The 25,035-nt window shown below is 44.3% G+C and carries 20 protein-coding genes and 1 riboswitch; of the genes, 12 read left to right on the top strand and 8 right to left on the bottom strand.

The window, feature by feature from the left end; genetic code table 11:
* The first annotated feature begins 217 nt into the window (after positions 1-217).
* Together miaB and OZ401_RS04930 are read left to right on the top strand one after the other, a co-directional pair.
* A complete protein-coding gene (miaB, locus tag OZ401_RS04935) occupies positions 218-1,615 on the top strand; it encodes a tRNA (N6-isopentenyl adenosine(37)-C2)-methylthiotransferase MiaB (RefSeq protein WP_341469596.1) in 1,398 nt (465 codons plus the stop codon).
* A gap of 17 nt (positions 1,616-1,632) precedes the next feature.
* A complete protein-coding gene (locus OZ401_RS04930; protein ID WP_341469595.1) occupies positions 1,633-2,496 on the top strand; it encodes a tetratricopeptide repeat protein in 864 nt (287 codons plus the stop codon).
* Here the strand turns inward: OZ401_RS04930 and OZ401_RS04925 are convergent.
* Positions 2,493-2,780: a GIY-YIG nuclease family protein gene (locus OZ401_RS04925; RefSeq protein ID WP_341469594.1), complete on the bottom strand. Its 288-nt coding sequence runs from the start codon at positions 2,778-2,780 to the stop codon at positions 2,493-2,495. The two genes, OZ401_RS04930 and OZ401_RS04925, sit on opposite strands and share 4 nt — an antisense overlap.
* Before the next feature lie 107 nt (positions 2,781-2,887).
* Between OZ401_RS04925 and OZ401_RS04920 the strand changes: the two genes are divergently transcribed.
* The 5 genes from OZ401_RS04920 (at position 2,888) to OZ401_RS04900 (ending at position 7,399) form a co-directional block, all read left to right on the top strand.
* Positions 2,888-3,829, top strand: a complete 942-nt coding sequence (locus OZ401_RS04920) for a universal stress protein (protein ID WP_341469593.1) — start codon at positions 2,888-2,890, stop codon at positions 3,827-3,829.
* A gap of 245 nt (positions 3,830-4,074) precedes the next feature.
* The gene (locus OZ401_RS04915; RefSeq protein WP_341469592.1) at positions 4,075-4,875 is read left to right on the top strand and encodes a dolichyl-phosphate beta-glucosyltransferase; all 801 of its coding nucleotides are present in this window, start codon (positions 4,075-4,077) and stop codon (positions 4,873-4,875) included.
* Positions 4,876-4,905: 30 nt separating this feature from the next.
* A complete protein-coding gene (locus tag OZ401_RS04910; protein WP_342398995.1) occupies positions 4,906-5,448 on the top strand; it encodes a hypothetical protein in 543 nt (180 codons plus the stop codon).
* Positions 5,449-5,454: 6 nt separating this feature from the next.
* Entirely contained in the window at positions 5,455-6,048 is a 594-nt protein-coding gene (locus OZ401_RS04905; protein WP_341469591.1) for a thiamine pyrophosphate-dependent enzyme, read from the top strand.
* A gap of 193 nt (positions 6,049-6,241) precedes the next feature.
* Complete coding sequence (locus tag OZ401_RS04900; RefSeq protein WP_341469590.1) at positions 6,242-7,399, top strand: saccharopine dehydrogenase NADP-binding domain-containing protein; 1,158 nt, start codon at positions 6,242-6,244, stop codon at positions 7,397-7,399.
* 204 nt (positions 7,400-7,603) lie between these two features.
* On the opposite strand, the gene OZ401_RS04895 is transcribed toward OZ401_RS04900, so the two are convergent.
* Positions 7,604-11,626 (bottom strand): magnesium chelatase subunit H, encoded by a 4,023-nt coding sequence (locus tag OZ401_RS04895; protein WP_341469851.1) that lies wholly within the window; start codon positions 11,624-11,626, stop codon positions 7,604-7,606.
* A gap of 739 nt (positions 11,627-12,365) precedes the next feature.
* On the opposite strand from OZ401_RS04895, the gene OZ401_RS04890 reads away from it, so the two are divergent.
* Both OZ401_RS04890 and OZ401_RS04885 read left to right on the top strand, forming a co-directional pair.
* Complete coding sequence (locus tag OZ401_RS04890) at positions 12,366-13,283, top strand: SPFH domain-containing protein (RefSeq protein WP_341469589.1); 918 nt, start codon at positions 12,366-12,368, stop codon at positions 13,281-13,283.
* Positions 13,280-13,831 carry a hypothetical protein gene (locus OZ401_RS04885; RefSeq protein WP_341469588.1) on the top strand — a complete coding sequence of 184 codons (552 nt, stop codon included), beginning with the start codon at positions 13,280-13,282 and terminating at the stop codon, positions 13,829-13,831. Before OZ401_RS04890 ends, OZ401_RS04885 begins: the two co-directional genes overlap by 4 nt.
* Positions 13,832-13,905: 74 nt before the next feature.
* Here the strand turns inward: OZ401_RS04885 and OZ401_RS04880 are convergent, their stop codons facing one another.
* The gene (locus tag OZ401_RS04880) at positions 13,906-14,772 is read right to left on the bottom strand and encodes an SDR family NAD(P)-dependent oxidoreductase (RefSeq protein ID WP_341469587.1); all 867 of its coding nucleotides are present in this window, start codon (positions 14,770-14,772) and stop codon (positions 13,906-13,908) included.
* 421 nt (positions 14,773-15,193) lie between these two features.
* Here OZ401_RS04880 and OZ401_RS04875 point away from each other — a divergent pair, with 421 nt between their 5' ends.
* Positions 15,194-15,781 carry a copper resistance CopC family protein gene (locus tag OZ401_RS04875; protein WP_341469586.1) on the top strand — a complete coding sequence of 196 codons (588 nt, stop codon included), beginning with the start codon at positions 15,194-15,196 and terminating at the stop codon, positions 15,779-15,781.
* 81 nt (positions 15,782-15,862) lie between these two features.
* Positions 15,863-16,639 carry a hypothetical protein gene (locus OZ401_RS04870; protein ID WP_341469585.1) on the top strand — a complete coding sequence of 259 codons (777 nt, stop codon included), beginning with the start codon at positions 15,863-15,865 and terminating at the stop codon, positions 16,637-16,639.
* A 64-nt stretch (positions 16,640-16,703) separates the two neighbouring features.
* Here OZ401_RS04870 and OZ401_RS04865 read toward each other — a convergent pair whose 3' ends face one another.
* The 5 genes from OZ401_RS04865 to OZ401_RS04845 form a co-directional block, all read right to left on the bottom strand.
* Positions 16,704-17,864, bottom strand: a complete 1,161-nt coding sequence (locus OZ401_RS04865; RefSeq protein ID WP_341469584.1) for a cysteine desulfurase family protein — start codon at positions 17,862-17,864, stop codon at positions 16,704-16,706.
* Positions 17,865-18,006: 142 nt separating this feature from the next.
* Positions 18,007-18,131, bottom strand: a riboswitch (SAM riboswitch).
* 133 nt (positions 18,132-18,264) lie between these two features.
* The gene (ygiD, locus tag OZ401_RS04860; protein ID WP_341469583.1) at positions 18,265-19,077 is read right to left on the bottom strand and encodes a 4,5-DOPA-extradiol-dioxygenase; all 813 of its coding nucleotides are present in this window, start codon (positions 19,075-19,077) and stop codon (positions 18,265-18,267) included.
* Positions 19,078-19,090: 13 nt separating this feature from the next.
* On the bottom strand, positions 19,091-19,462 hold the full coding sequence (locus OZ401_RS04855) for a DoxX family protein (protein WP_341469582.1): 372 nt from the start codon (positions 19,460-19,462) through the stop codon (positions 19,091-19,093).
* Positions 19,463-19,709: 247 nt separating this feature from the next.
* On the bottom strand, positions 19,710-20,930 hold the full coding sequence (locus tag OZ401_RS04850; RefSeq protein WP_341469581.1) for a DUF2252 domain-containing protein: 1,221 nt from the start codon (positions 20,928-20,930) through the stop codon (positions 19,710-19,712).
* A 21-nt stretch (positions 20,931-20,951) separates the two neighbouring features.
* Positions 20,952-22,181, bottom strand: a complete 1,230-nt coding sequence (locus OZ401_RS04845) for a Bcr/CflA family multidrug efflux MFS transporter (protein WP_341469580.1) — start codon at positions 22,179-22,181, stop codon at positions 20,952-20,954.
* Positions 22,182-22,494: 313 nt separating this feature from the next.
* Between OZ401_RS04845 and OZ401_RS04840 the strand changes: the two genes are divergently transcribed.
* Complete coding sequence (locus tag OZ401_RS04840) at positions 22,495-24,882, top strand: SBBP repeat-containing protein (RefSeq protein ID WP_341469579.1); 2,388 nt, start codon at positions 22,495-22,497, stop codon at positions 24,880-24,882.
* Positions 24,883-25,035 lie beyond the last annotated feature (153 nt).

Raw genomic sequence — 25,035 nt, 5'->3', positions numbered from 1 at the left:
AAGCAGGCAGTTAAATCTATCTGTTATAACCAGAAATGGGCTTGAATTTAGATATAACACTAGCTGGCGAGTTATATGTAAAAATCCGGTTACTATATAGTAGTGATTTTATCGCTTGTAACACTTGTAAACTATAACAATTGACTGTATAATACGCGCGATTTTTAAGGTGGGAGTTAGGGGTTTTCCCCACTATAAATTATAGAAGAAAGATTTAATGAAGCAGTATCATATACATACTATCGGTTGCCAAATGAACGTTGCCGACTCTATCCGCATCGGTAGCGCGTTGGAACAAACCGGTTACACCTTTACAGATGAACTTGGTGAAGCAGATGTTGTAGTTGTCAACACTTGCAGCGTGCGCCAAAGAGCCGAAGATAGCGCAGCAGGAAAACTTGGGCAACTGGTATCATTTAAACGCCAAAATCGGAACCTGTTGATAGCAATGACGGGCTGTATGGTGCCGCGAGAAGAAGCCGGTAAAGCAGCATTATATAAACGTTTCCCGGTTATCGACCTACTGTTTGATACGCTTGATCCCCAACGGTTGGTGGAGCTTTTGCCGGATCGTATCGAACAGCCCCAAGCTGGAGCCAGTATCAAGAATAAAATCGGAGTTACCGCTTTTGTTTCGGTGATTTATGGCTGCAATTACACCTGTAGCTATTGCATTGTACCGCTGCGGCGTGGTCAGGAGCAGAGTCGCCCGGTTGAAGAAATTGTTGAGGAAATTAAAGGCTATGTGCGGCGCGGTGTACGCGAAGTCACCTTACTAGGGCAAACTGTAGATGCCTACGGTCACGATTTGCCTACTCGTCCAGACCTTGCCGATCTTTTACAGGCGGTAAACGAAATTGAAGGGCTATGGCGTATTCGTTTTCTGACTAGCCATCCCAAAATGATGAGCTACAAGATGATTAAGGCGGTTGCGGATTTGCCCAAAGTATGCGAATACTTCAGCTTGCCCATCCAACACGGGGATGATCAGATTCTGAAAGCGATGAAACGTCCTTATACCGTAGCTTTTTACGAAAAACTCGCTGATACTATTCGCAAAACTGTTCCAAATTTATCAATCTCCACCGATATAATTGTGGGCTTTCCGGGTGAAACCGAACAGCAGTTTTTAGATACTTATCAGCTTCTGGAACGAATGAAATTTAACGAGGTACATGTAGCGGCTTACTCTCCGCGTCCCGGCACGGTTTCAGCCGAACAAATGGAAGATAATGTGCCAATAGAGGTAAAACGCGAGAGATTACAGGCAGTAGAACAGATACAAGAAAAGATAGCATTAGAGTATTCTCGTGCGCTAGTCGGCACAACTCAAGAAATTTTGGTAGAGCGGATGGAAAAGGGACGCTGGCATGGTCGCACTCGCAATAACAAGCCGGTTTTCTTTGATAACCCGTCTTTGCCTGAATATGAGGGCTTTGATTGGCATGGAAAACTGGTAGATGTGGTTATTGAAAAGGCAGGCGCCTGGTCACTGGTCGGGCATGTAGCAGGTACGCCGACCATCATCGAGCAAACTCAAGTGGAAACAGAAGTTTGCGAGGTGGAACCGGTCGCAGGTAAACGCTTGATTCCGCTGACAATGGCGCGTAATTAATAGACAGGGGAACAGAATTGACCCAGTACCAACCTGAAGATAAACACCGAATTAAACGACAGAAAACCGAACTGGCTATTCGCCTTGCCCGTGAGGGAAAATGGGAAGAGGCAGTAAACGTTAATCAAGAACTGTTGAGTGTATTCCCGGATGACTCGGAGGCGTTGAACCGTCTTGGCAAAGCCTGCCTTGAATTGCGACGCTTCAGTGAAGCTAAAGAAGCTTACGAAAAAGCCTTAAAAAATGATCCAGGTAACAGTATTGCCCAGAAAAACCTGCAACGATTAGCGCAGGCAATTGCGGAAAATGCGGCTCTTTCCAAGAACGGCAAAACTCCCGCACCGGCGCATAATAGTGGGCGTTCGGCAGCCGACCCCAGTAGCTTTATCGAAGAAACCGGGAAAACCGGGTTGACTACCCTACGTGAACTGGGAAAACCAGTTGTGCTTGCAAAATTGACCGCCGGAGATTTGGTTTATCTTGAAGTGGATTCAAAAAAGCAGGCTCTCTACGTCAAAAATGCCGAAGGTGAAATGCTAGGGCAAGTCGAGCCTAAGTTAGCTTTGCGCTTGGTGCGCTTCATTGAAGGGGGCAATCGTTATTCTGCTGCTGTCACCAGCGTAACCGACAAGCAATTAACCATTATTATCCGCGAAGTTTTCCAACACCCCAACCAGCGCGGGCGGCTGAGTTTCCCCGCACGACATGGTGGAGTGGGTTATCGAGCTTACATCAAGGACTCGGTACTTCGATATGGCTTCGAGGATGAAGATGAAATGTTTGACGACAGCGATAGTGACGACCGCGATACTGAAGATAACGAAGAAGAAATAGATATGAGCGAGGAATACCTAGAAGAACCAGAATCTGACGAACTCTAGTCAACTAGGTCTAATTTCTCGGCGCGTGTCAACCGTTTGATAGCAAGCTCACGGCGGCGCGCGCTTTTTTCATCAGCACATTCCTCATGGTAAACTAATATAACCGGCAAACGAGAACGGGTATATTTAGCTCCTTTACCGGTGTTATGCCGTGCAACTCGTGCCGCGAGGTTTACCGTCCAGCCTGTGTAAAGCGTATTATCGGCGCACCGCAAAATATACACATAAAAATGATTCTCCTTCTTTACCTTTTTATCACCATATTCCAACTCATTTACACTCAAATTTTACCTACCATCTACTATTTTTAACCGCCCTTTTAACGCGATACAGGTAATATTTTACAAAGTTAGTCATTATTATGGAATATTTTATCACGGAGCACAGGGCGATGTATGACAAGATACTTGTCCCGTTAGACGGATTAGCCCTTGCGGAAAAATCGCTGCCGGTTGCGCTCAGGCTTGCATCAATTTGTAAAGCCGGCATAGTGTTACTCCGGGTGGCTAAGCCTCAGGATGTAACACAGGTTGAACCGTATCTAAATCAAATCGCTGATCTGATAAGAAAATATTACCCGGAAATTGAGGTAATCGAAGTTTGCGTGGGAATGGGCGAAGCTTACCAGCAAATACTTCATTCTGCACGCGAACACCGGGCTAATATTATTACTATGACAACCCATAGTCGGAATAGCTTGTCGCGCCTACTGCTTGGTAGCGTGGCAGCACGGGTAATCAAAAATTCCCCGATTCCGGTTATACTATTGCATCCTAAAAAAGGTGAAGAAGCAATGGGGTTAGAAGAAGCAATGGCAAAATCGGTGGCATATCGCCTTCCAAAGCCGCGTATCGCCATTACGCTGGATGGTTCCCCCGAAGCTGAGGCAATTCTTGAACCGACATTGGATTTGGCACGGAAAATTAACGCCAGCGTTTATCTAATCCGAATTGTGTTGCCTGTAGTTTACAATGAATTCAGCGGTTCGTGGTATCTGTACGATCTGGAAGAGCAAGCGCGTATCCGACGCGAAGATGCCTATGATTATCTAGGTAAAATTCAGGAAAAGGTAGTGGCAAGCGGGCTGGATTGTATAAAAGTAGTGCGAGTAGGCACACCCGATGAGGAAATCGTCAACTATATAAACCAAACCGGTCCGATGCTGCTGGCAATGGCAACCCATGCTAGAGGAGCAGTGGGTGAGTTAGTATTCGGAAGTGTGGTGGCAGGAGTCATGCATCAAGCAAGTGTACCGGTATTCACTGTGCATAGCACCAAATCAAATGATTTATTGGAAATGGATAATACCAGTTTCCATATGCCCGCACTATAGCTCTATATTTCGCTATCAAAAAATTTCAGACCCGGCGCAACGTAGAATCTGATTGATACACGTTGCGCTTTTTTATGCCTAACTTCCCAAATTTTGCCAGCTAATTTTTGACGAAGGAAGCCATAAGTAATATGATATGCCCAAACCGGGGGGTGAAATGCAGCATACGAATATACAATTATTAGCATTGAAAAAGAATTGCAGCCCCTATAATTTAAGACACTTAAACGAGGAATCTAATTTTTATGGATGAACCCCATCTATCGATAGTTATACCAATATTCAACGAAGAACAACGTATTAAGCCCTCACTTGTTAAGATTCTAGATTATTTTCAAAACAAACCATTTAAATGGGAAATACTTCTGGTAGATGATGGCAGCAAAGATCAGGGCATTACCCTAGCAAAAGAAACACTCCATAATAAGGTAGAATTTCGCATAATCAGCTATGGCGATAACAAAGGAAAGGGTTACGCCTTGAAACAAGGCGTTCTGGCAAGTCGCGGCAAATTCATACTCTTCACCGATGCAGACCTAGCAACCCCAATTGACGAACTGGACAAAATGTTGCCTTGGTTTGAGCCAAACGCCGACAACAGCGGTTATGATATTGTGCAGGGTTCTCGCAAAATGAACGGCGCAACAATCGAACGGCATCAACCTTGGCTGCGTGAATCTATGGGGAAGGTTTTTACGTGGTTAAGCAATAATGTGGCAAACTCGCATGTGAGCGATGTAACCTGCGGATTTAAATGCTATCGCCGTGAGATCGGTCATAGGATTTATGCCGCCCAACAGTTGTATGATTGGAGTTTTGACTCTGAAATTATCTTTATTGCTCGTAAGAATGGCTATAAAATCAAGGAAGTTCCAGTACACTGGCATGATGTTCGTGGCACGAAGGTTAGATTGATTAAGGATGTGGTACGCTCCCTGAAGGGCTTGCTCCAAATTCGTATTAACGATTGGCGCGGCAATTATTCTTCGCTCGATAGTAAATTAGCCAGTTTTGAATCGATTGTGACCGACTATCCTGAGAATTAGTAATGAATAATCCGCAAGGAAGAAACTATAATGGCTGAGCATAATGTTCTTGATCAAATGGTCAATTGGTCTGACGATATTTTTAAGAAATTCAAAGAACAGCGTGTTGCGATAGTTTCTTATGTGCCAGATGCAGGTCATATGCGGTTAATCGAGTTGTGCCAGCAGGATTCAAGTATAAAAACCGTCGCGCTCACAACCGAAGAAGAAGGGGTTGCACTCTCTGCCGGAGCGTATCTCGGCGGCAAACGTGCGGTGTTGCTAATGCAATCCAGCGGGGTGGGTAACTGTATCAATATGTTTTCGTTGCTTAAAACCTGTCAATTTCCTTTCTTAACTATAGTAACAATGCGCGGTGAATGGGGCGAATTTAATCCATGGCAACTTCCAACAGGACAAGCCACCCCACAGGTGCTAGAGGCATGCGGTATTCATGTGATGCGGGTTGATGAATCGAGGGAAGTGGCGGATACTATCGAAGCTGCCCTGAAACTGGCTTACAACAGCTATAGCGCGGTTGCAGTGCTGCTTTCTCAGCGTATGCTTGGTTCTAAGAGCTTTGGAAGGAAATAGTTAGAAATGGCAGTGCCGAGCTTGAAGCGGCGTGAGGTTGTACAGCACTTACTGAAGCAACGGGGCGACCTACTGGTAGTAACAGGTTTAGGAGCGTCTGCTTGGGATTTGGCAGCAACCGGCAATAGCCCACTGGATTTCCCTCTATGGGGCGCGATGGGTGGCGCGGCAATGGTGGGTCTAGGATTAGCTTTGGCACAAGCCGATAGAAAAGTGCTGGTAATAACCGGAGACGGTGAACAACTTATGGGGTTGGGAGCGTTTGCCACCATTGGCGTTCAACAGCCCCCCAACTTGCGCATTGTAATATTGGACAATGAGCGTTATGGCGAAACAGGTCAGCAACAAACCCACACTGCCAATGGGGTTAATTTAGCGGCAGTAGCACAAGCCTGTGGCTTTAACAATACCCGCACGATTTATACCATCGAAGAAGTAGAAACTTTGCAGAGTGACATTCACCTGTCCAATGAACTACTTATGGCGGTAGTAAAAATTGCGCTAACGGTTGACCCGCTGGTTTTACCTCCACGAGATGGCGCATATCTAAAAAATCGGATGCGTGAAGCCCTGTTAGGGCAGCAAGCCATGTTGGAATAAGATTCTTAGCCTCGCCGATAGAACTACTTTAGTATAGTAATTATCCTTACATTGCTATGAAGATTTTCCTTCAAACACCTATTCTTCTTTACCATATAAATTCAACATTCAGCCTGATGTAGCTAACCCGGAAACCTTCTACAATAAATATGAAATAATAAAATATTTAATAACAAGCTGAAAGAGCTATAAAATGAAAAAGAATTTTCTGATTCTGGGTGGCTACGGTAATTCAGGTCTATTGCTGGCAAAATTGATCCTAAAAGAAAGCGACTCAACCGTAATTTTAGCCGGAAGAAGCAGTGATAAAGCCAAGGCAGCGGCTGAAGAATTAAATCGGCAGTATCCTGAAGCACGTGTTATAGCACGTAGAGTAGATATCACCGACCCTAGTTCACTAAATGAAGCCTTTAACGAAGTGGATATGGTAATTCTAGCAGCAGGTTCTACTAAAGATACCGTTAATGTTGCCAAAGCTGCTATAGCCGCAGGTGTAGATTATTACGACATACAACTTTCCACCTCAACCAAAATCAACGCCCTGAAAGCGATGGAAAAAGAGATACAACAAGCCGGGCTTTGTTTCATTACCGATGGTGGCTTCCATCCCGGCTTGCCCGCGCTGTTGGTACGCTATATTGCGCCTTATTTCGATCGTCTTGAAAGCGCAAACGTTGGTAGTGTTATTCTGGAAGATTTTAAAGAATATCCAATCACTCAATCAAATGCACAGGGATTCCTTGAGGATTTAAAAGATTGGCGGATGGATGCTTTCGTAGGAGGGCAATGGAAAAAAGGTTATTATCAGAAGAAATTTGATTTCGGTCCGGTCTTTGGTAAACGCAATACCACCCATATGTATATGGAAGAGATGCGGCTTGTACCTGAACTTATCCCATCTTTGGAGGAAACCGGATTTTATGTGGGTGGCTTTAATTGGTTAATGGATTACATAGTGTTGCCGCTGGCTTTTATCAGCCTAAAAGTGCGTCCTGAAAAAACAGTGCCTCAAGTAGCACGTTTAGCTGCTTGGGCGATGAATAGCATGTCTAAACCGCCTTATATCACTATTCTGAAATTAGAAGCAAACGGTTGGAAAAATTACAAGCCCGTAAAAGCGGAACTTGCTATCAGCCATCTTGATGGCTATGCCTTTACTGTTATACCGGTGATGGCTTGTCTGTTGCAATATCTCAATAGTGATATTCGCAAGCCCGGATTATTTTATCAGGCACACTTGCCTGAACCACGCCAGATGTTGCTCGACATGGAAAAGATGGGAGTCAAGATTGAGTTAGCTGGAACAGCCTCACTTGAGCTTTCCACAATTACTGATACTATTCTGAAATAGTTGCTCCCTCACCCCGAAAGGGGTATGCCAATAGAAATGTGTAAATGAAAATGGGTGGAAACATCGCAGGATAAATCTACCATCAAACCGAATAGCGAGTTGGTTGAGAATATTGATCCAATAGATAATTGGATAGCAATAAAAAAACTTGTCCCCAAAGTTAATTTTGAGGACAAGTTTGGTTCTCAAATTATTATAACAAAATCACTTGCGGGCTATCAAATTCGGTTCGCCAACTCCTTCAATCTCATCTTCAAGACCTGCAAAAATTTCCTTTAACTTCTCAATCATAGAGGCGTCTGCTTCCCAGAAACCGCGTCCATTTGCTTCAAGCAACCGTCCCACAATACCTTTAAGGCTATGGGGGTTTAGTTCGGCTAACCTGTCGCGCATTTCCTCATCTTGGACAAAAGTCTCGTTGACACCGTCATAGACCCACTTATCAACCGCATCATTGGTAGCGCTCCAACCATAAGTGTTGCTGACTCTTACCTCGATTTCGCGCACCCCTTCGAAGCCATATTTAAGCATGCTTTCGTACCACTTGGGGTTGAGTAACTTGGTACGCGATTCGAGTCGTACTGCCTCTTGCAAAGTCTTGATACTGTTACCTTGAGAGAGGCTTGAACTACTGGCAGATAGGCTATCCGCAACTAAGGTGGTAGCCCTTCGACCCGTTAGTTTCTCAACTGATTTGCTGATACCTCCCAAATATTCATAGTAGTGATCAACATCAGTAATACCCACTTCGGCGCTGTCCACGTTCTGGAAACTCAAATCAACTTTGCTCAAGGCGCTTTCCATTAGCTTGCGCGCACCCTCACCATCGGCTTTAATACCGTAGGCAAAGCTCTTGCGACTGAGGAAAGCATCACTAAGCTCGTTATCGTCCTGCCATACACTATTATCTATCATTGAGTTAACGCTCGCACCATATTGTCCGGGTGCATTGCTAAAGACGCGCGTAACGGCTTCATCGAAGGTTGCGCCTTTTTCCATTTCAACCCGCACATGCTTCTTGATAAAGTTTTGCTCTTCAGATTCATCTGCCTGAGCAGCCAAGCGAACAGCGCGGTCAATTAATCCCATATGTAGTGGCAACAAATCGCGGAAAATACCGCTAACCGTCACTACCACATCAAGACGTGGGCGATTCAAATCTGAAAGTGGCAGCAATTTAACATCGGTCATCTTGCCCAAGCCATCGCTGATGGCGCGTGCCCCAACCATAGCTAGACACTGAGCGATGCCTTCACCATCGGTCTTAATATTGTCTGTACCCCACAATACCATCGCGATGGTTTCAGGATACTGCCCTTCCGGTAGCTCCATCTCTTGGCGTGCCTTCTCCACTATTGCTTTTACGCTGCGTTCAGCGTTGCGGCGGGCTAAAGGCGAAGGGATGAGCGCAGGGTCAACCGCATGAATGTTACGTCCGGTAGGCAGAACCGCCGGGTTTTGTACTATGTTGCTGCCGGGACTAGGTTCGATATACTCGGCATTGAAAGCGCGCACGATTTGGTTTATCTCATTCTGGATATACATCCCCTCCGCCACTTCGGAAAGATATTCCATCATCGGCGTACTGCGCTTTGGATCAACCTTTGCAACCGTACGCAGGTATTGTACAGCATCGTTGCGGGCTGCTTCTTTGTTACCTTTTTGCCAGTTCTCCACGAAAATCCGTACCGATTCACGCTGTGACCGCTCGATATTTTCCCACTTTCCCATTGTTTCAGAATCGCGGGTAGCATTTTTGCGGACATCGTCAAGATTGTAGCCGAAGCCTTCCGCTACCAATTCGGTAAGGGCAGGTATTTCTTCATTGCTACCGGGTTTGCCGCGTGAGAAACTACCAACCGAATTCAACACATCATGCAGGAAAGCTTCATCCGGTAATTCGTCCAGTAAATGCAAGCCGGTAGGTATCAGGCGTTCTTCGATTTCAAGCAAAGCGGCGTATAGCTCCAGCAAATAGGTCTCAATCCCTTGCTCTGGCGTAACCTTTACTTTCAGTTCGAGCGCTTGAGCCTGCTCTATAATAGATTCGAGTAATGCGCCATCACCGCCCTCATTCAGCTTGTTGCGATACTGATTGATGACATCTTTTAGCTGTGAAAGCTGGCGATACAACCCCGCATTCTCCATCGGGGGCGATAGATAGCTGATGAGGGTTGCATAGCTGCGACGCTTGGCGATTGTGCCTTCCGAGGGGTTATTGACACAATACAAGTAAAAGTTCGGAATATCACCGATCAAGCGATCGGGCCAGCATTTAGCGGTCAAACCCACCTGTTTACCCGGCATAAATTCCAACGCACCGTGAGTCCCGAAGTGTAAGGCTGCATCCGCTTTATAGACTTTGTTCAACCAAGTGTAGAAAGCGGCAAAGGCATGGTTAGTACCCACGTTTTCTGCCATCAGCAGGCGCAACGGGTCATCTTCGTAACCAAAGGTGGGTTGAATCGCCACCAGCAAATTACCAAACTGCTTGCCTAATATCTGGAAGCCTTCCGAATCGTTGAGCATATGACCGGGAGGGCTGCCCCAGTATTGTTCCAGTTCTACATAATCTGGGAATAGCTTCATATATTCGGTAACAGGCATATGAGTATGCACATTAGCGGTTGTACCATAAACCGCTGAGTTACCATCCGTCAGTTGTTTCCGCAAATCATCCGAATCTTGTGGCACTTCCACATTATAGCCTTCGGATTTTAACCGTTTCATAATGCGGTAAAGGCTCTCAAATACTCCCAGATAAGCTGCTGTGCCGATTGCGCCTTTATTAGGCGGATAGCAGAACAATACCACCGAAATTTTCTTGTCACGGTTCGGCTTGTTTCGTAGCTTGACATAGCGTGCCGCTCGCCCCACTACGCGGCGAGTTTCGGCTGGTAAAGCCTGAATTGTTTTATCATTGGCAAGTTGCCCGGTTGCAGCATAAACCCGCGGTTCAGAGGCACCGTCCAGTTCAGGAACTGCAACCATAAACGCAGTCTGCAAGGGGCTAAGACCGGTGCGGCTGCTGCGCCATTCTGCCTCGTTCTGATAGATCAAAGGCATAATAGACCAGTAAGGGCGGTTCAGGCGTTTAAGCTCGGCTATACCCGCTTCTGGGTCGGCTCCTGCCATACTACCGACCATTGAGAATCCCACTGTATTGATAAGTAGATCAATTACAGGTTTGATATTACCTTTCTTATCTTCGTCCAGATAGAAAGTTTCTACGGCGGGGCGATAATCTAGACCGCCTACAAAGCAGGGCATCGACTCGACCCCTTCGGCATCGAGTTGGCGTATCAATTCGTATATGTGCTTATAGTTGCCGGACATGTACGAGCCTTGCATGGTCAGTAAGCCTACACGAGGGCGACCAACCGATTGAGGTCGGGCTTTAGCTAGCCACTTTTCATACTCTTCGCGAGTCTGAAAATATTTGCCGGGCGCATCTGGGTGGAACAAAGCCAGTTGCGGGTAAATAGCCGGGTCTTTTGCCTTCAGCTTCGGTCCGGTATAAGAAGGCATATAGCGGTCAATCACATATTTGAAAAATTCTTCATAATTTTCTGGCGAACTGTTCAGCCAGTAAAGCATAATAACCAGATAAGCGCGTAGGTCTTGCGCCTGACCCGGAACTAGCTTGAGAACAGTGGGTAGGTGGCGCAGAACTCCCATCATACCAGAGACCACACCTTTTTTAGCTGGCTTATGATGGCGTAACTTCTGTCTGCCGCGTACCTCATCAGGGTCAAAGTCTGGCTCAACCTCTTTACCATCATCATGCTTCATCAGTTTGCGAATACCACCTACGAAGCCTGAAATTTTGCCTACCGGGCCGTTTTTCATAAACTGTAGGAAATTAGTGAACTCAAAATCACCCATACGTGTCAAAGCCATGAGGTTAGGCATTGAGTTCAGAACGATAATGGCGCGATCACGTCGCACTGGCCCATAAGTCTTGAGCAATCTTTCAAGCGTATAGACTTGCTGGGTATCTGCGCTAATCATACTCGCTAGAAATAGATCGCATTCCTTCAAATCTTGTTCAAACTGGTTCCAGTTGGTTGAACCTTCCTTCAGCATGCGTGCTGTCCAAAACTTGATTTCAATTTTTATGCCATGTTTACGCTGAACAGCCGCTGCGCCCTGCTCTACAGCACCCAGCATACTGTCTTCAGCCAGCATAAAAAGGAACTTCATAACGTCTAGCTCCCTTCTCTCGATTTCTTGCGAGATATAATTATAAATCTTTCCCTTTTATTTCTTATAATGAACCTTGAGATAACTAGCAAGTATTTAGGCTACAAACTTCTGGTAGTGCTTGGTACTTTTGAGTTGGAGATAATCAAACTAACACAATATTCATTTGTAAATATTCATTATTGACTATTTGAAATGGATTATAAAACATGTTGCACCATTAGTCAATTATGGGGTTTTAGATATAAATTCAGAGTACCAGTACGCAAGCGATAAAATATAGCGTCATTCTGTACTATAATTCATCGGGTATATGCCATTGTTCTGCGCTTCCCAACTTTTTCTTTCATCTCAGCTAATTTCCGATTATGCCGTACTTCCGGTCACCCGCTTGGTTTGCCGCACTATTCGCATTCTCCTTAATTTTTTTAGCTGCCGGGTAGAGAATAATAGATGATAGCGTTTTTCCCTGTTCAAAGTAAATAAGAAAAGTGGGTGTAAGGATCTAACACTGAGCATGTGATTACCTCACGAAAAATCTTACTTTTCGCTAGGTAGCAAAACTTTGAACAACGTTATCGCTTTTTGAAAGGCTAACATTAAAATAACATTAGAAAAAAGTGCTGTGTATCATACTTATTAATTCTCGTTTTTGTTATAACTGAATGAGCGAGTGCAATTCTTGTTATTGGTAAGTTAAGAACTCCGGTTCTTTTTTGATGCTCAACTCAACCTTGAGAAAAATTATTTCAGGAGAGGTGTTATGATGGCAGGAATTAGACAGGTTATTTCTACCCTAACCAATGATGGGCAAGAAATTATGGGTCCCGAAGTGCTACTTTGGCACTATCCGAACAACGATATTATCAACGGCTCTCTGCTTACCGTTGAAAGCAACCATTTTTGCGTATTGAAATCACGAGGTGCAATCCTAGCAGTTTATGAGACCGGTCAATATCCGGTGCAAACCCCGCAGAAAATTCTATTCGGCTCAATTCAACAAGCTTTTTACGGTGGACAGAGTCCTTGGCAATATGAAGCAATTTACATTAACCGGGCAAAGCTGGTTATTAAAACGTCGGGCTTGGCGCTTTCTCGTGAGATGGCTGAAATGGCATACGATGTGGATTATTATGTTCATGTGGCAACCCCGGATAATGCAGTGGCGCTGGTACAACATATGCCCTATCGGGGTCATATGATAAATACAATGGAAGTAAATGCCTATGCCGGACCGGTAGTCGAGCAGGCTATAAACCAGCTAATACAGGTGACACCGCTGGAACGAGTAAATGAAAAGATTCATGATTTGACTCAATTGGTTTATAGCCATCTCCAGCAATTTCTAGCCACTTATGGTATTTCCCTTGATACGGTCAAGGTTTTGGTGCGCCCAAGCGATGTGCGGATGAAAGCGCTCATTTCCTTAAAAGCCTTTGGCTTGAGTGAGCTAGATGCGGTTCGCTACTATACCGCTATGATAATGGCAGAACGTGGCACTGTTAGCGCGCCAAATATGGCAATTGGGCAACCCTTTAATATTGGGTCGGTTACGCCAGTTATGAATACCGAACGCTTTATAGCTCCACCGCAAGGCGGGATGCCGCCTATGCCCCCTCAAGCTCCACGCCCTCCCGCGGCAAACCAGCCATGGCCTCCAAATCCGGAGTTACCTAGATGAGTAACCTACAGGGAAATAACCCATTTAAGCAGCAACTTGAATTGCTAATGTTGGGTTATGGTTATAATTTCTATGACAAAAAGAATCAAGCACGTGCCGATGATTTGTTGGTACGCCAGAGAGCTACTAAATCTCTCAATGAAGCGGCAGAGCTAATTGCTAGACTTGAAATGGATTACCAGCGTCAGTACATTCCTGCGGCAACCCGCGAAAATCCTTTTCCAAACTCGGAGGCAATAAACCGCCTTAGAGATTTAACTCTCTTGCGAGAGCGTCTCAGAGAATTAGGCGCTCGGATATTGGGGATGCCTGTTCCGACTCAGGATAAAATCTGGGGTCGTATACGCGATGAGTTGCCCTTATTAAACCAACTTGTTCAATTAGATTGTCAGTTGGTGCAATTTGCCGATGAACTCAACCAGCGTATTCGCGCAATTACTGCCGATTTGTGGAATCATGCAGGGGAAGCTACAAAACTAGAGGGCGCTCTCAATAACATAGATATGCTGATTCGTTCCAGATTGCAACTCTTGCAATTGAGGTTCTAATTAGCTGAAATGGTAGAGTAAGAGTTGGCATAAGCTTATTTTGGCAACTCTTACTCTACTTGTTCTTTATAGCTCTAATTGGAAGGGCGACCTTGAGGTCTAGCAGACATGGGATTACGACCCAGTAAAATATCTTCCATCCGCATTTGGATTACCGGATTAAAGTGAGGATGGGTGAGAATATAGAATTTCTCATCCTTAATTGCCGCAAAAGTTTTATCTGCAACTTCGGAAGGAGCCATACCACCCTCAAGGGCTTTACGTCCCATTTCGTAACGTTGCACTTCCTCAGGCGCTATTTCACGGGAAGGATTTTGCCATTCTGCTGGGCGATTGCGTTCGGCATCATAAGCGCGGGTGTTTACAAAACCGGGGCAAAGCACCGATACTTTGATATGTTTATAACCTGCTACCTGTAAATCAATATAGAGCGTTTCAGATAGGGTCACAATGCCATGTTTGGTAATATTATAAGGAGCCATATAGGGCGCGGAGGTCAAACCGGAAACCGAACTGGTATTTATAATGTGTCCTCCTTGCTCTTGTTTGAGCATCAATGGAAGAAAAGCATGGATACCGTTAATAACACCCCATAAGTTAACACTTAGTACCCACTCCCAATCCGCATGGGTAAATTCCCAAATCGGTTTGTTTACCCCTACTCCGGCGTTATTAAAAAGGAAATCTACTGCGCCAAATTCTGCAATGGTTTGTGAGGCAAGGTCTAAAACCTGATCCTCTTTTGCAACATTTATGATTACAGGCAAAATGGCTTGCTCTCCAAAAGCGCGCAATTCTGTGACAGTTTGCTGCAAAGCTTGTTCTTCAAAATCTGCCAGCACTACCCTCATACCTTCTCTAACACATTTCTCTGCCAAACCTTTTCCAATACCGCTGGCAGCCCCGGTAATAACTGCCACTTTGCCTGCAAAATTCTGCATAGTTTTACCCTCCTGCATAGATCCTTATTAGAGACAAATAATCAGAATGTGCTACTAATGAGCTTGTAAGTTATAGTTCTTTTATAGCTATATGTGACAGTAAAGAGCTATTGCCAAGCCCTTATTATTAATCCAAAATTAATGATAAAGACCTATAATCTGGAAGTGCATTACATTTGTGTAGAATTAAACCATTATTGAAAATACAAGTTGTTTTTTCTACTGTAATATTTTCCCATTATGCAGTACAGCCTTTTATAAATGCAAGAAATCAGGCTACAGCAACTATAAGCCTCTATTCTTAGGGCTATATAAAATGGAAATAATTCTAGGGCTAATTCTTCCTCGTTATTGCGCTTGAGCTAAATTAGAACAACACTGAAGTATCTTTGGTAAACCGATGTACTTGAAAGGAGTCTTTATGATCGGGAAAAAAAGGCAAAGCCTTATTAAAAGAATTGGATTGGCAACAACTCTGTCACTGTTGACGCTATTCCTTCTTCAATTTAGTATAGCGTTAGCGCATTCACAGCTTAAAACCTCTAGCATTTTACCGAATGCAGTTTTAAATAGTTCTCCGGTTACCTTAACTTTAACTTTTACCGAGGACACCAGCACAGACCTAACTAAATTACAGGTACTGGACTCAACTGGTAAAGTTGTCGATAAGGGTGATCTCAAAGTTGATAAGGATACGGCTACTATTAGCTTAACAACCCTTTCGGATGGAAAATATACCGTTAAATTTCGTACTTTTACCGAGGATGATAGCGGTGTTGTAAACGGTGAGTTCAGCTTTACTGTAGCGAAAAGTGGTGCAGTTTCAGCGGGTGACGCGAATGCTGTCACGCAAACCGAAAGCTATGATACTTCTCTTACTCAACTGCCTAGCACAGGGCTTGGAATTAATAAGGATAGTTTCAGTCTACTAGCTCCTCTAGTGTTGCTTACCTCAATCCTGATTCTGGCAAGCGCTGGATTTGTAATCAATAGACAGAGAAACCGCTAACCCTGCCATGAAGTTGACATAAGTGTATGCTTGGCAGAAGCGATGTAAATCTAGAGTTTATCAAGAGGATGTGGGTTTCAGGTGAACAAATCTAATCTGGTAAAAATAAGTCTGCTAGTTTTATTGCTATTCTTGCTATTGCCGATTTTGGCTGAAACCCGAATTGCCAGCGCGCATGAAGATCGCGAGGTTAGTAGCGGAAAGTACCTATTCAGGGTAGGTTGGATTTCTGAGCCAACTTATCAGGGTATCGCTAATGGTCTTGAATTACTTATATGTCGGGGCAAATGCGATTCTAAAGGAGATGGCACTTATTCTAATGGGGAGACGGGCGCTTTTGATACCCTCAAAGCGGAGGTTATTTATGGAAGCCAGTCTATGCCGCTTACCTTATTACCGGTGCCGCGCAATCCCGGTAAATATGATGCGATTTTTATTCCTACCAAAATCGGGGATTATGCCTTTCATTTCTTCGGCTCTATCGGTCAGGACAAGATAGATGAAAAGTTTGTTTCCAGCCCAAATACTTTCGATAGTGTGCAACCCTTGACAGCCATTCAATTTCCTGACAAACCGGGCTTTAATTCTGCGGTTCAAGTTGCTACAAGTGTACCTTCGACTACTATAACTCCGGTTGCTGCTTCGGTAGCTTCTTCCGATGTTCAAGCGCTTAAGGATCAATTGCTGGCACAGCAAAAAACGGCTCAGGATGCTAAATCTGCTGCCGATAATGCCGCTTTATTTGGTATAGTAGGGCTTGTTGCAGGCGTAGTTGGCATTTTGATTGGTGTTGGCGCGATGATAATTGGTTTGCGTAGCAGGGGTAGTGCTAAACCCACTGAACCTGAAAAAGGCTGATAAGTCCTTCTGTAATTTCGAAGGGGATGCGGTTACTGCAACCCTCATCCCCTTCCCCAAGATTTTACGCGCTATAGCTTAGTACGTGGGTTTTACTGTTTGCCAACCCGATTACCTTTTCAATTACGTAATCTATTTCCTCTTCAGTGTTATATCTCCCCAACCCGAACCGTAGGCTGGTCAATCCACGTTCTTCCCCAAAACCGAGCGCAGAGATAACATGCGAAGCTTTTGCAACAGCTGCATTACAAGCGCTACCCGCTGAGATAGCAATGTCGCCCAATTGCACAATCAATTCACGACTGCTTATGCCTTTTATGCTGATATTAAGATTGTGAGGTAAGCGTTCGGTAGGATGTCCGTTCAGTTCAACACCTTCTACTGCTTTGCTGATACCTTCCCATAGGCGCTGAGTCAAATTTCGCAAGCGTGGCACTTCTGTCTCCAAATGTTCCGCGCAAATTTGAGCTGCTTCGCCAAAACCCACGATACCCGGCACATTTAATGTTCCAGAGCGTACACCCTGTTCATGCCCGCCCCCGTAAATTACCGGCTCTACCTCAACACCCGGTCTGATATATAAAGCGCCGATTCCCTTTGGTCCGTAAATTTTGTGAGCGGAAATGGAAAGGAGGTCTATATTGTATTCATCGACATTCAAGGGTAAATGCCCAACATATTGTGCGCCATCAGTATGGAACAGCACCCCATGCTCGCGCGCAATCGCGCCAATTGCTTTCAGATCGGGAATTGTGCCGATCTCGTTATTGGCAGCCATAATAGAAATTAGGATTGTGTGAGGAGTAATGGCGTTTCGTACTGCTTCAGGATCAACTCTGCCATATTGGTCAACCGGCAGAAAAGTAATATTTTTACCCAATTGCTCAAGGCGGCGGGCTGAATCTAGAATTGCTTTATGCTCTGTAACGCAGGTGATTATATGATCGCCTTTAGTAGCATATTTTTCTGCAATTCCAAAGAGCGCGATATTGTCAGATTCGGTTGCCCCGCTGGTGAAAACGATATTTTCCGCTTTTGCGCCAATAAGATTGGCTATTTGACGACGCGCTTTGTATATGGAACCCTGCACTTCATGCCCGAACAAATGGTCGCTGGCGGCATTACCGAATTTTCTTGAAAAATAAGGCAACATTGCCTCCAAAACTCGCTCGTCTACTGGGGTAGTCGCGTTATAGTCCAAATAAATCGGTAATGTTAAACTCATTTCTCGTACCCTTCCCTTTGCGAATTGATTTACTATTTTTAAAAACTGAGCTTGGGCGGGCAATAAAAAAACCCGCTTATCTGCAACTAGATAAGGGGGTTAAATCTTCTTTTGAATTACCGGTTTTAGAAACCGAAAGATTCCCTTATCTTGCGCAAACCTGTTAAATGGTTACGCCGGAATTGGCACCTTACGCATATTAGTTTTAACTTGCGTTGGTTGCCGGGCTTCACAGGGCCTTTTACCCTCCACCTCTCTGGATAAGAGCTACAATATTCTGTTATTAAGCCTTGCCTGTTAAAAGGCTAAACAAATAATAATAAGAAAAGTGAAAACTGTCAAGTTAAAAATTGTTCACCTATTTAATTGATATACTCAAGAATAACAAGTCAAGCTGATATTATGCCTCCAAGCAGACTGAACTCATCGAAAGAGAACCCATTGAAAATTGCTCTGCAAAAAAACGAAGGCTATCTGTTTCTTCTTGAAGCGCCAAAATATATAGTAGTGGTAAAAAGTGTTCGCTGGTTGGAATAGAAAGCTGCGCTGCTTTTCCCAGATTTCGAAAATTAACTATAGATTCGTGGTCGCCTTTTTCTATCAATTGTTTGATCAGAGTATCAAACTCAATTGCCCAATCGTAGGCTGTTATCTGAAAAGACAAGAAACGCAGGTTGTGTACTATATTGCCACTGCCGATTATCATAACGCCTCGGTTGCGTAAGGCTCTTAGTTCTTTGCCCAAGGCATAGTGATAGGCAGGTTCTTTGGTGCGATCCAAGCTCAATTGAACTATTGGTATATCGGCTTCAGGGTAAATTTTTGTTAGGATTGACCATGTGCCGTGATCCAAACCCCAACTTAGGTCTGGCTCAACTTTGGTGAGTTGCACTATTTCTTGAACCAATTTTGCTAGTTCAGGTGAGCCGGGAGCGGGATACTGATATTCGAAAAGTTCTTGCGGAAACCCGCCAAAGTCATGTATCGTCTCAGGCTGGGTCATTGCCGTAACCTGTGTGCCTCGCGTTTCCCAGTGGGCTGAGATGCATAGAATTGCGTGTGGTCTTGGCAAGGTTTTGCCCAATTCTTCCCAACTACGACTGAATTCGTTATCTTCAATGGCGTTCATAGGGCTGCCATGCCCTATAAAAAGGGCGGGCAGTTTTTGGTCTGAAAATGAAAACAGATTTTCTCCAGTAAGGTTATTTGACATCTAACATATTCCCTTAAAATGGTCTAATTGCAAAGCGTCCTACCGCTACCACTACAGTCAATACAAAGAGAACCGCACTAGGAGCAATGCGATTATACTCTTTCCGGTTGTAATGAAAACCTGCTGCTAATAACATCACCACTGCAAGCGCCGAGGCGGCTATAGGTGTTAAGATGCTTGCAATACCGGTAACTGCCGGAACTATTAAGCCGATTGCGCCTAACACCTCCGCTATACCGATAAAGCGTACCAAACCAGCGGGAACTTGTTTAACCCAATCCATTCGTGTGGAAAGGTTCTCAAGAGGTTGTGTGGCTTTCATAATACCAGCAGCCAGAAATGCCAACCCTAACAACCCCTGTAATATCCAAAATGCTGTATTCATAAGTATGATATCCTTCTATTCTTATAGATTTTCAAAGTTTTAATAATATGTTAGCTGCTAAATTTCACCTCAGTTCCTGTGGATAAAATATAAACACCTGTTGCACTGGGTGCAATCGGTTACCATAATTAGCTTAGTACAACAATAATTGAATATCAAATGAGATTATTTACTTCGCTGAGGTAAGTTAGCAGATATTACCATATTCTGGAATAAGTTGCTATAAATATGCTTTTACATAGGAGCTTTAATTTGAAAATTTGAAGTCACCTTGGTTATAAGCAATTTTGTAAATAGCATAATCGCTTTGTACTTTTAAGGCATATGCTGTGGCATATTCAAGGAGAGGTTTGACCCATTTATTGGAGGCTGCAAACTCTATCATTTCATCGGCACTTGCGCTACCCTGTCGCCCTCCGCTACGCAACTGCCCCCATGCAACGAGTTGTACCATTTGATTAGCTACTTTTTCCAGTCTGCGCAATTTTCCGTTGCATAGCGTAAGGTTAACTCTATCTTGCGTAGGTTGCAACTCACGCATCAGATAGGATTTTTCCCCGATTGCTACAGCTTGTAGCAGTGCAGGCGGTGTACCCTGAACTCTTTTCTGGATTGTTGCTACGCGCACCGCTTGATTAGCCCAATTGGGTTGTGCCAATTTCAGATAGGGTTGTAACGATGAAACACCCTCAAACTTGAGGTCTAACAAATAATTTCGGTGCTGAGAGCCTTCCCCTTCAACCAGCAGCACATAACGCTCAATTCCAAGTGAGCTGTTTCCCGCTATCCTTTTAGCCATATCTAGAAGCTTGAAGAAGTTCGGTTCGCTTTGCTTGAGCGCCCATTTTTCCATAAAGCTGGTTATTCTGGTGCGCTCTTCAGGGGCTACCTGTAAAGTACGCTTAGGGTCGATTATTAATTTTCGGTTTTGCTTAACTATTTGAGTACGACTATCGAGAAATTCGCGACGGCTACGGTTTTTTAGACTGAGTAGCAGTTCTTTTACCATCCCGGTAGCTGTATCTCTTTCAATGGTGCTAATTCTGCCAGTCGAAAGTGTATTTCGGTACGTTTTTAGCACATCGCTACTTAATTCAAGGCTTCCAACTCGATCTATTCCCAATGAATGTGATGCTACCATAATACTGGTAATGAAGCGCGCCATATCCCATATGCAAGGAGCAAGCATCGCTTCATCGAAATCATTGAGGTCGAAATACACCAACTTGTTATCGCCTTTGTAGCTGCCGAAATTTTCAAAATGCAAATCACCACAAATCCATGTAGCGGGGGCTTCGTTAAGTGGTGTCTCGGTAGGCAAATCCTCGTAAAATAGATGACAGGTGCCTCGGAAGAAGCTGAAGGCATCTTGGCTCATACGCTCATATTTTAGGGATAATAACTCAGGGTTTCGATTTTTGTTAAAACTCTTTATTCGTTCTATAACGCTTGTATCTTGCATATTCATAAGAATCTTCCCTTGCGCCTTTTAGTTCTCGATTCTTTCAGGATGCGGGCGGGTCATTATTATAAAAGTTATATTCGCTAAAATAACTAGCACTACAATGACCAACGACCAAGGCAGGTCGGTTTGACTACCACCTATACTTACCAGTGGTGTTACCAATCCTCCGATTATGTACTGGGTTACGCCGATAAGTGCAGAAGCGCTTCCCGCAATTTTCGCATTTTCAGCCATAGCCAGCGCTGTCGCATTTGGGGCGATTAGCCCGATACTGGCAACCACCAGAAACAGCGCGGGAAGTACACCACCCAACCCGATATTAGTTACGATAACTAATGCCAGAAGTAGCCCACCTATCAAGGCGCTGTTCAAACCCAAACCAAGCAACTTTCGCGGTTTTACCTTGCCGACCAATCTGCCGCTGATTTGACTGGTAATAACAATTCCAAGTGCATTTAAAGCGAAAATCAGGCTGAACATCTGTGGTGACAATCCGAAAATGCCTTCTAGCACAAAAGGCGACCCGGCTATATAGGCGAACATTCCCCCAAAAGCGAGACCGGAGGATAGGGCATATCCAATGAAAATACGGTCGGAAAGTAATTTTCGGAATATTCCGATGGTCGTTAGGATACCGCCTGTATGCCGATTTTCTAGCGGTAATGTTTCTTTCAAACCCAAAGCAGCGGTAAAAAATAGCACAATGCCGATTGCAGTTAGCACTATGAATATGCCCCGCCAAGAGGTAAAGTTCAGCAATTGTCCTCCTAGAATTGGCGCTAGAATCGGCGCCAGTCCGTTTATTGCCATTGTCATAGCGAAAAAACGCGCTACCTCGTCACCTGAAAACATATCACGAACCATTGCTCTGGCAATTACAATACCTGCTGAACCTGCTGCCCCTTGCAAAACTCTTGTAAGTATAAGCACGAAAATGTTAGGCGCTAAAGCACATGCTAAAGAAGCGAGGCTATAAATCAACAATCCAACCAGTAACGGGCGATATCGTCCCCTCGCGTCACTCAACGGGCCAGCCAATATCTGACCACTAGCTAAGCCCAGTAGACAGGCAGTTAAGGTTAGCTGAACTTGCCAATCTGCACCGCCGAGATCTTTCGAAAGCGAAGGCAAACCAGGCAAGTACATATCAATTGAAAGAGGGCCAAAAGCCGACAACGCCCCGATAATAATAATCAGACGCAAACGCCCCGGCTTTTCTTTTGGTTGGGTGAAGGTAACTTTTTGTTCAATCATCCTTGTACAAATTCGCGGAAATAGTTCTGTGATTTTGTGTCATCGCTAATTACATCTTGAAAAAGCACAATGATTTACTTGACATAAATGCAACTGCAATTCACTCCATAATTGTTTTATCGTAGAAGCTGATTATAGCCCCGAAAATCAACCTGTCAATTTCTGCTACACCACTATAACTATAAAAAGAGATGCTTAAAAACAGCTAATTTCCTTTGCATACCACATTTTTTCAGAACAATTTGCCTGTTTATACGTTAATAAATCATTAGCGGATTAGGTAGCAGCTTATAGGTGAAAGGAAATCTAGCAAGTGTTAAGATTTTTAGCAAATAAGCGGATTAGCCTTTTTATTATTATTTGCATTATTTTTAGCTTATTTTCTTTATCGTTTCAGCGTGTTTATGCTGCTGAATCTAGTCGGTATTTTCCAGACACAGATAAAACCGTAAGCGGCAAGTTTCTGGACTATTGGAACAACAACGGAGGATTGCCTGTTTATGGTTATCCGATTACTAACGCACAAGTCGAAATCGACCCCGAAACGAATAAATCCTTTCTCATACAGTGGTTTGAACGCGCCCGCTTTGAATTGCATCCAGAATTTGCCGGAACTCGCTTTGAAGTCTTGTTGGGCTTGTTGGGTAAAGATTTACGCCGGGAAGCACTGGCGGTTGACCCTGATTTCTTCCCCGCCGGTAAGATTTTCGACCCCTCGCGTCCCAAAGAGCAGCAATGGTATCTCCCCGAAACCGGGCATAACCTACGATTTGGTTTCTTGCAATATTGGCTAGATAACGGTGGATTGGAACGATTTGGCTACCCCATTTCCGAAGAACACCCCGAAACTGACCCAGAAACCGGAAAAGTTTATATCTCGCAATGGTTTGAAAGGGCAAGGTTTGAATATCACCCTGAAAATAAAGCCCCTTATGATATTTTACTAGGCTTGTTGGGTAATCAGATAAAAGCTCCCAAAACAAAAGCCGAGTTCATGTGGAAAATCGGGGGCGGCTTTAACCGCTTCTTTAGCCCCGGTGGTATAGCGGTGGATACTCAGGATAATGTTTATATCACCGACCAACTCAGCAAGCGCGTTTTCAAGTATGACTCGATCGGATTGATACAGGCTAAATGGGGGCTGGAAGGCGATCATAACGGACAATTCAATGCTGTAGCTGCTATCGCTGCCGACCAAAAGGGCAATATATTTGTGCCGGCTATTGGCAGTTCTACCATCGCCAAATTTGATTCTTTCGGTAATTTTCTGCTCAAATGGACAGATTTGGGTACAGGCACACCCGTTTCTTACGACCTTTCCGGGCAAGCAGGTATTGCCACCGATAGTCTTGGAAATGTCTATGTAGCGGATAGTATCGGGAATAGCATCCTAAAATTCGATGGTAACGGCAAATTTTTACTTAAATGGGGTACATACGGCTCAGGTAACGGTCAATTAAATATGCCTTGGAGTTTGGCGATTGACAAGCAAGATCGGGTTTATGTTGCCGAGATTTATAATCATCGGGTGCAAAAGTTTGATAACAATGGGCTTTATCTTTCCAAACTAGATTTAGAATCGCGCCCATTTGACCGGACTAATTCGGCATATAGCCTTGCAGTGTCACAGGTAGGGGAGCTTTATATTGCCGATGGCGCTACCAATCGGATACTGAAATACGATGATAAAGGACAATTGCTCAAGAGTTGGGGTGCACAGGGAGGTCAAAACGGTCAGTTTAATGCTCCCACCGGAATTGCGCTGGATAGCAAGGGCAATGTCTATGTAAGCGATCTGTATAATTACCGAGTACAGAAATTTGATTCTAACGGTAACTTTTTGCTCAAGTGGGGAAATGCGCTTAACGGTGATGGGCAGTTTAATCCCGATTTTATCGGTGGTCCCACCGGAATCGCGGTGAACCGTCAAGGCAATATTTACGTTGGCGATGCCGGAAACCATAGTATTCAGAAATTTGATTATGCCGGGCGGTTTCTTTTTTCTTTCGGTTCGAAAGGTACTGGAGCGGGTCAATTCGATTATGACCCCGGCACGCCCTGTACTCGACTATCCATAGCAATTGACCCTTTAGGCTATATCTACGTGGCGGATTGTGGGAACTATCGCATCCAGAAATTCGACAGCGCGGGAAATTTCCTGTTGATGTGGGGCAAGCAAGGCACAGCCGATGGTGAGTTTGGGGGTATTATCTATCCCGGCGGACCCTATGGAATTGCAGTAGATTCAAAAGGCAACGTTTATGTAGCAGACAGGGGAAATGCTCGTATTCAGGTTTTTGACAGCAACGGTCATTTTCTATATAAATGGGGTAATGCCGGACTACAGAACGGAGAGTTTGCCTATCCCTACTCGATCAGCATTGATAGTGCTGATAATGTTTTTGTAACTGATGACCTTCGCATCCAAAAGTTTGATAGCAAAGGTCATTTCCTGACAAAGTTCGGTAATGGCGGGAATAGTATCACCGTAGATAGTAAGGGTAACCTGTACGTAGCGGGAACCAGCAACGGACGCATTTGGAAATTCGATAATGATGGTCATTTTCTGCTGGATTGGGGCAGCGAAGGCAGCGCAGATGGACAATTTTCCTTGCCTGAAGCTATTGCAGTTGATAATTTCGATAATGCCTATATTGCCGATACCAGAAACAATCGCATCCAGAAATTCTCGCTTCATTAAGTAAACGTCTTGTAAATTTTGGGAATTGGTTTTAATGCAGATTTGCCCCATTTCTGGAGGTATTGCAAATTCCTATTTTGAACTGATTGCAAAGCCATTTTCAAGGTGCTATAATAATTTTAGCCCTATTGAATACGTGATGCCAGTAATGTT

It is taken from the genome of Candidatus Chlorohelix allophototropha (assembly GCF_030389965.1).
Classification (GTDB): Bacteria; Chloroflexota; Chloroflexia; order Chloroheliales; family Chloroheliaceae; genus Chlorohelix; species Chlorohelix allophototropha.
Note: the sequence above shows the minus strand (reverse complement) of the source record. Positions and strands in the feature narration are given on the sequence as shown.

What these genes read in the sequence shown, in the direction of transcription:
- OZ401_RS04915 (WP_341469592.1), top strand. Translation starts at nt 4,075, where the DNA reads ATGGATGAACCCCATCTATCGATAGTTATACCAATATTCAACGAAGAA.
- OZ401_RS04855 (WP_341469582.1), bottom strand. Translation starts at nt 19,462, where the DNA reads ATGAATACAGCATTTTGGATATTACAGGGGTTGTTAGGGTTGGCATTT.
- OZ401_RS04885 (WP_341469588.1), top strand. Translation starts at nt 13,280, where the DNA reads ATGAGTAACCTACAGGGAAATAACCCATTTAAGCAGCAACTTGAATTG.
- OZ401_RS04875 (WP_341469586.1), top strand. Translation starts at nt 15,194, where the DNA reads ATGATCGGGAAAAAAAGGCAAAGCCTTATTAAAAGAATTGGATTGGCA.
- OZ401_RS04845 (WP_341469580.1), bottom strand. Translation starts at nt 22,181, where the DNA reads ATGATTGAACAAAAAGTTACCTTCACCCAACCAAAAGAAAAGCCGGGG.
- OZ401_RS04865 (WP_341469584.1), bottom strand. Translation starts at nt 17,864, where the DNA reads ATGAGTTTAACATTACCGATTTATTTGGACTATAACGCGACTACCCCA.
- OZ401_RS04905 (WP_341469591.1), top strand. Translation starts at nt 5,455, where the DNA reads ATGGCAGTGCCGAGCTTGAAGCGGCGTGAGGTTGTACAGCACTTACTG.
- OZ401_RS04920 (WP_341469593.1), top strand. Translation starts at nt 2,888, where the DNA reads ATGTATGACAAGATACTTGTCCCGTTAGACGGATTAGCCCTTGCGGAA.
- ygiD (WP_341469583.1), bottom strand. Translation starts at nt 19,077, where the DNA reads ATGTCAAATAACCTTACTGGAGAAAATCTGTTTTCATTTTCAGACCAA.
- miaB (WP_341469596.1), top strand. Translation starts at nt 218, where the DNA reads ATGAAGCAGTATCATATACATACTATCGGTTGCCAAATGAACGTTGCC.
- OZ401_RS04900 (WP_341469590.1), top strand. Translation starts at nt 6,242, where the DNA reads ATGAAAAAGAATTTTCTGATTCTGGGTGGCTACGGTAATTCAGGTCTA.
- OZ401_RS04880 (WP_341469587.1), bottom strand. Translation starts at nt 14,772, where the DNA reads ATGCAGAATTTTGCAGGCAAAGTGGCAGTTATTACCGGGGCTGCCAGC.
- OZ401_RS04850 (WP_341469581.1), bottom strand. Translation starts at nt 20,930, where the DNA reads ATGAATATGCAAGATACAAGCGTTATAGAACGAATAAAGAGTTTTAAC.
- OZ401_RS04910 (WP_342398995.1), top strand. Translation starts at nt 4,906, where the DNA reads ATGGCTGAGCATAATGTTCTTGATCAAATGGTCAATTGGTCTGACGAT.
- OZ401_RS04890 (WP_341469589.1), top strand. Translation starts at nt 12,366, where the DNA reads ATGATGGCAGGAATTAGACAGGTTATTTCTACCCTAACCAATGATGGG.